The sequence below is a fragment of the Streptomyces sp. P5F9 genome (assembly GCF_057961495.1).
Window position 1 is genome coordinate 1 of the sequence record NZ_JBXVPZ010000554.1, and the last position, 5,889, is coordinate 5,889.

General features: G+C 71.4%; 2 protein-coding genes. Both read right to left on the minus strand.

Going from position 1 to position 5,889, the window contains the following annotated elements; genetic code table 11:
- On the minus strand, positions 1–1,824 hold a 1,824-nt coding region (locus AC31A1_RS45350), incomplete at its 3' end, for an amino acid adenylation domain-containing protein (protein ID WP_489658923.1).
- A complete protein-coding gene (locus AC31A1_RS45355) occupies positions 1,824–5,801 on the minus strand; it encodes a non-ribosomal peptide synthetase (protein WP_489658924.1) in 3,978 nt (1,325 codons plus the stop codon). The genes AC31A1_RS45355 and AC31A1_RS45350, both read right to left, overlap by 1 nt.
- Positions 5,802–5,889 lie beyond the last annotated feature (88 nt).

The window sequence follows — 5,889 nt, forward strand, 5'->3', positions numbered from 1 at the left end:
GGGTACGGGTGGGTGTTCTCCCGCAGTCGCGTCCGGAGCGTGTACGGCATCGGCGAGGGCGGCGAAGTCGGCCCCTAGGACGAGGTCGTGCGGCAGGTCGACGGCGAAACGGCTGAGGATCTCGAAGCGGAAGCGCAGCGCCTTCAGCGAGTCACCGCCGCTCGCGGCCCAACGGTCGCCGGGACGCAGGCCGTTGACGGCGAGGATGTCCTCGGCGACCTCCAGCACCCGCCGTTGCTCGGCGCTGACGGGTACGTCACCCTCCTGCGTACCGCGCCACGGGGTCCCCGCATCCCGCAGCAAGGCAGCCTGGTCGACCTTGCCGTTGGCGTTTCGCGGCAACTCGGCGACGAGGTACGTGTGGTGGGGGCGCATGTACGAGGGCAGGGCGGCGGCGAGGTGGCGGTCGTAGGCGTCGTAGGAGAGTTCGTCGCCGAGGACGAGGAAGGCGAGCAGTTCGCTGCGGTCCGCTTGGTCGCGGCGGGTGCATATGTAGGCCTGGCGGACGGCGGGTTGGGCCAGGATCTGCCGCTCCACCTCGCCCGGTTCGATGCGGAAGCCGCGCACCTTGACCTGGCGGTCGGCCCGGCCGACGTAGGTGATCCGGCCTTCGCTGTCCTGGCGGACGAGGTCGCCGGTGCGGTACCAGCGGCGTTCGCCGCCGTCCTCGTGCGGCAGCCGTACGAAGCCGCGCTCCGTCTGTTCCGGGAGGTTGCGGTAACCGAGGGCCAACGCCCGGCCGGACAGCAGCAGTTCGGCTACTTCGCCCGGCTCGGCGGTGCGGCCGTCCTCGGTGCGGAGCAGTGCGCCGGTGCCGGGGAGTGGGGTGCCGATCGGGATGGTGTCGCCGGTGAAGTCGCGTGGGATGGGGTGGCAGAGGGCGAAAGTCGTCGCCTCCGTCGGCCCATAAACATTGTGCAGGACGGTGCGCGACGCGGAGTTGGTCTCATACCAACGGCGGACGATGCGTGCGTTGAGCTGTTCACCGCCGACGAGTACCTGCCCGACCGTGGCGAAGCACTCGGGTATCTGCTCGACGACCGCATTGAACAGGGCCGTCGTGATGAACAGCGTGTCGACGCGGCGTTCGCTGAGCGCACCGGCCAGTTGAGGCGCGCTGTGCACCTGGGCATCGTCGAGCACGACGCAGACGCCGCCGGTCAGGAGGGGGACCCACACCTCGAAACTCAGCGCGTCGAAAGCGGGGTTGGCCAGGCTGGCGAAGCGGGCCCCGGGCCGTAGGTCGAGATAGCCGGGGCCTGCCAGGCGCAGCACTCCGTCGTCGGTGACCTCGACGCCCTTGGGGTTGCCCGTGCTGCCGGAGGTGTAGAAGACGAAGCCCGTGGCGGTGTCGCCGGGCTTCCGCGGAGGCACGGCGGGCGAGATGGGACCGTCGCCGGTCAGGAGCAGGTGGGCGTCCAACCCGGCTATGTGCTCCGGCAGTTGAGGCGTGTGCCCGGTGTCGTGGACTACGGCGACGGCGCCCGAGTCGTCCAGGATGTGGCGCTGGCGGTCGGGCGGGCTGAGGCGGTCGAGGGGCACGACGGTGGCTCCGGCGCGGCGGATGCCGAGCATGACGCAGACCAGTTGCCAGGAGCGGGGCAGGCGTACGGCGACCGCGTGGCCGGGGCGAACTCCGGCCGCGTGCAGGCGCGTTGCCACTTGGCCGCTGGCTCGCTCCAGTTCGGCGTAGTCGAGGACCCGATCGCCGTCCTCGACGGCGATGGCGGAGGGGGTGCGGCGAGCCTGGCCCAGCACGGCTTCGGCGAGAGAGACGGTCCTCGTAGGGGCCGGGGCGACTCTGGGGGTGGTGCGGAGGTTCATCACGCCTCCCGCGCCGGCAGTGCCAACTGGGCGCCGTGATGAGCGAGTTCGGCGGCGAGCAGGGTGCCGACCTGGGCCGCCCCGACGCCCTCCAGGATCTCCCAGTGGTCGCATTCCATCGTCTCGACGCGGTAGTCGCCCTCGGCACGGCGCTGCCAGAAGGCACGGACCTCGGCGTGGAAGGGGGTGTCGTCGCCGTCCGGTACGGCCTGGGCGAGGACGGTGCGCGCCGGGGAGGCCGCCGGGAGGTGTTCGCGGGCGGTGAGGCGGTTGTGGTTGTAGAGGTGGAAGTAGCGGTCGACCTGGGCGTCGTCGATGCCGGGGTACATCCCGTTGAACCTCACGAGTTTGTCGCGGAACTCGGCCGCGTCGACCGCGCCGATCTCCGCGCGTGCGGATGCGTCGTCGGTGGCCTGGGTGTCGAGGAGGACGACGCTGACGGCCCGGTGTCCGGCGCGGGCCAGGAGGCGACCCATCTCATGGGCGACGAGGCCGCCGTAGGACAGGCCGGTCAGGACCAGAGGTGATGCGCCGTCGGGTTCGAGCAGTCGCAGGTACTCCCCGGCCATGGCCTCCACGCTCGGCAGGAGGTCCTCGTCGGGGTTCACTCCCGGGGACTGGATGCCGTACAGGCCGACGCTGTCGGGGAGGAGTGTGGCCAGGGGCAGGTAGCAGAAGGCGGTGCCGCCGGCGGGGTGGACGCAGACGACGCGCGGGCCGGTGCCGGGGCGGAACTCGATGAGGCTGCCGGGTGCGCGGGCGGTGCCGTCTTCGCGCAGCAGCGCGGCCAGTGACTCGATGGTGGGGCGGGTCATCACCTCGCCGACCGGCAGACGGCGGCCGAAGGTCTCGGTGACTGCGTGGGCCATTTTGATGGCCGAGAGTGAAGTGCCGCCGATTTCGAAGAAGTTGTCGCTGACGCCGATGTCGGGGTGGAGCAGGATCCGCTGCCATATGCGGTACAGGCCGTGTTCGATGTGGTCGCGCGGGCTGGCGGTGTTGACCTGGTTGGAGGTCGACTCCTGGGCCAGGCGCAGGAGTTGGGGCCGGTCGACTTTGCCGCTGCGGTTGAGCGGCAGGGTGCCGAGGTCGAGGAAGACGGCGGGGATCATGTAGTCGGGCAGTCGGCGGACGAGGGCGGTGCGCCAGTCGTGGGTGGTGCGCGCAGGTGCGGTGCCCCGGCCGATGCCGGCGACCAGGCGGGGCTGGCCGGTCGCGTCGTGGTCGACGAGGACGGCGGCTTCGCGGACTCCGGGCAGGGCCATGAGCGCGGCCTCGACCTCGGCGGGTTCGATCCGGAATCCGCGGAGTTTGACCTGGTCGTCGGCGCGGCCCAGGTAGTGCGCCTGGCCGTCAGGCAGGCGTCGGGCGAGGTCTCCGGTGCGGTAGATCCGTTCGCCGGGCACGAACGGATCGGGCAGGAAGCGTTCCTTGGTGAGGTCGGGGCGGCCGAGATAGCCGCGGGCCAGCGATGCTCCGCCGAGGTACACCTCCCCCACCACGCCGGGCGGGACGGGTTCCATGCGGCCGTCGAGGACGTACATCCGAGTGCCGGGCAGCGGGCGGCCGATGGGGCACGGCCGGTCCAGCGGGCCAGGGTCGTAGTACGCGGTGCTGTAGAGGGTCGCTTCGGTGGGGCCGTAGCCGAAGCAGATCCGCAGGCCGGGGAGGTGCTGTGTCATGCGGTGCAGGGCGGCTTCGGTGAGCGACTCGACTCCCGTGAGCAGGGTGCGCAGTTGGAGCCCGCGCAGTCGTACGGCGGGGTCCTCGTCGATCCACTTGACGTAGGCGGGCGGCAGGAACGCCTGGGTCACCGCGTGTTCGCGCATCCATGCCAGCAGGGCCTCGGGATCGCCGCGCAACTCCTCGGGGGCGATGTGCAGTTCGCCGCCGGTGGTCAGGGGCAGCAGCAGTTCGTGGATCGAGGCGTCGAAGCCGATGCTGGACCAGGCCGAGCCGACCTCGCCGGGGGCGGTGCCCATGCGGGCGTGCCAGGTGGCGAAGAGGTTGAGGACGCTGCGGTGCTCCACCGCCACGCCCTTGGGCCGTCCCGTGGACCCGGAGGTGAAGATCACGTAGGCGAGTCGGTCCGGCGCGGGAGCGATGCCCACGGGTGCTTCGTGGCGGGTTGCTCCCTCGGCTTCCACGGCCGCCAAGTCGAGCCATTCCGGGGCGCGTTCCGCGCTGTCGTGATCGCTCAGCACGAGGGGGCAGGCCGCGTCCTCGACCATGTTCGCGAGGCGTTCGGCGGGCTGGCCCGGGTCGAGCGGGAGATAGGCGGCGCCCGCCTTGAGGATGCCCAGGATGCCGACGGCCAGGTCGCAGGACCGCTTCGCGTGAAGGCCCACGACATCGCCGGGCCGGACGGACCGGGCGACGAGGGCGTGCGCGAGGTGGTTGGCGCGGCGGTCGAGGGCCGCGTAGTCCAGCGAGCTGTCGCGGTCGACGACGGCTGTGCGCGTCGGGAGTTCGCGGACGTGGGTCTCGAAGAGTTCGACGAGTCCGGAGGCCGCGTGCGGAACGGACCCGGAGGTCTCCGACCGCGTGGCGTCGCCGTCGAGCAGCTCGCGTCGGCGTTCCTGAGGAGCCATCAACTCCAGGGCCCGGACGTCCCGTTCGGGGTGGCGGGCCATGTCGGTGAGCAGATGCCGCAGATGGCCTGCCCAGTGCTCGGCGGTGGTGTGGTCCAGGAGGGCCGTCGCGTAGTCCAGGTACCCGGTGATCCGGCCGTCGGACTCGGTCGCCGAGACGGCGAGGTCGAACTTGGCCGGGGCGTGGGCGATCGGCAGCGGCTGCGCGTCGACTCCGGGCAGGTGCAGCAGGTCCCGCCGTTCGGGCACCCAGGCCAGCATGGTCTGGAACAGCGGTGTGCGGGAGGCACTGCGCGGCGGGTTGACCAGCTCGACGATCCGCTCGAACGGCAGGTCCTGGTGCGCGAGTGCCTCGCGTACGACGGCGCGGGTGCGGGCGAGGGCCTCGGAGGCGGTGAGGGAGCCGGACAGATCGATGCGCAACGGGAGGGAGTTGACGAGGAAGCCGATGAGACCGGCCGCGCCCGGGCCGCGCCGGTTGGCGAAGGGGCTGCCGACAACGATGTCCTCCTGCCCGGAAAGGCGCGACAGGAGAATCGCCCAGCCGGCCAGCACGGCCACGAAGGGGGTGGCACCGTGCTGTCTCGCCAGGCTGCGGAGTCCGGCGGTGACCTCGGCGTCGAGGCTGAACTCGGCCCGGCCGCCCTCGTATTGCTGTTCCGTCGGCCGCGGACGGTCGGTGGGCAGGTCCAGGACGGGCGGCGCGCCGTGCAGCGCGCTGCGCCAGTAGTCCTCCTGGGCGGCGAGCGCGCCGTCGAGGACAGCTTGTTGCCGGGTCTGTGTGTGGTCCGCGAACTGCACCGCGAGTGGCGGCAGGGGGTTCGGGGCGCCGGCCGCGAACGCCTCGTAGAGCTGCCCGAGTTCGTCCATCATGACGTTCATCGAGACGCCGTCGTAGATGCTGTGATGGAACGTCAGCAGGAGTACGTGGCGGTCCGGACCCAGGGCGAGCAGGCGTCCGCGTCCGAGGGGGCCGGTGTCGAGGTCGAACGGCGTCTGTTCTTCGTCGAGTTGGCGGGCGGCCACCCGCGTCCGGGAGTCATCGGCCGCGGTGAGGTCCTCGAAGGCCAGGGCGAATCCCGTACCCGGTGGGTCGATGTGCTGGTGCACCTCACCTTCGGTGGCCACCAGCCGTGTCCGCAGGGTCTCGTGACGGCCGGTCAGCTCGTCGAAGGCGCGGGACAGCAGGTCGGTGTCGAGCGGGCCGGTCAGGGAGAACGCGATCGTCTCGTTGTACGCGGCGTTCGCGCCCGGCAGTTGGGCCAGGAACCACAGCCGTCGCTGGGCGAAGGAGGCCGGCCGGATCCGGGGCGCCGGCTCGACGTCGTCCGTGGCCGTTTCGGTTGACGCGTATGGAGTGGGGACAGGGTGGGGGGTGCTGTGCACCGGCGTTACCTGGCCTTCCCATCGGTGTGGGGCGGGATGACATCGGGAGTGACGAGCCGGGATCACCGGACTGCCGTCGGTCCTGACT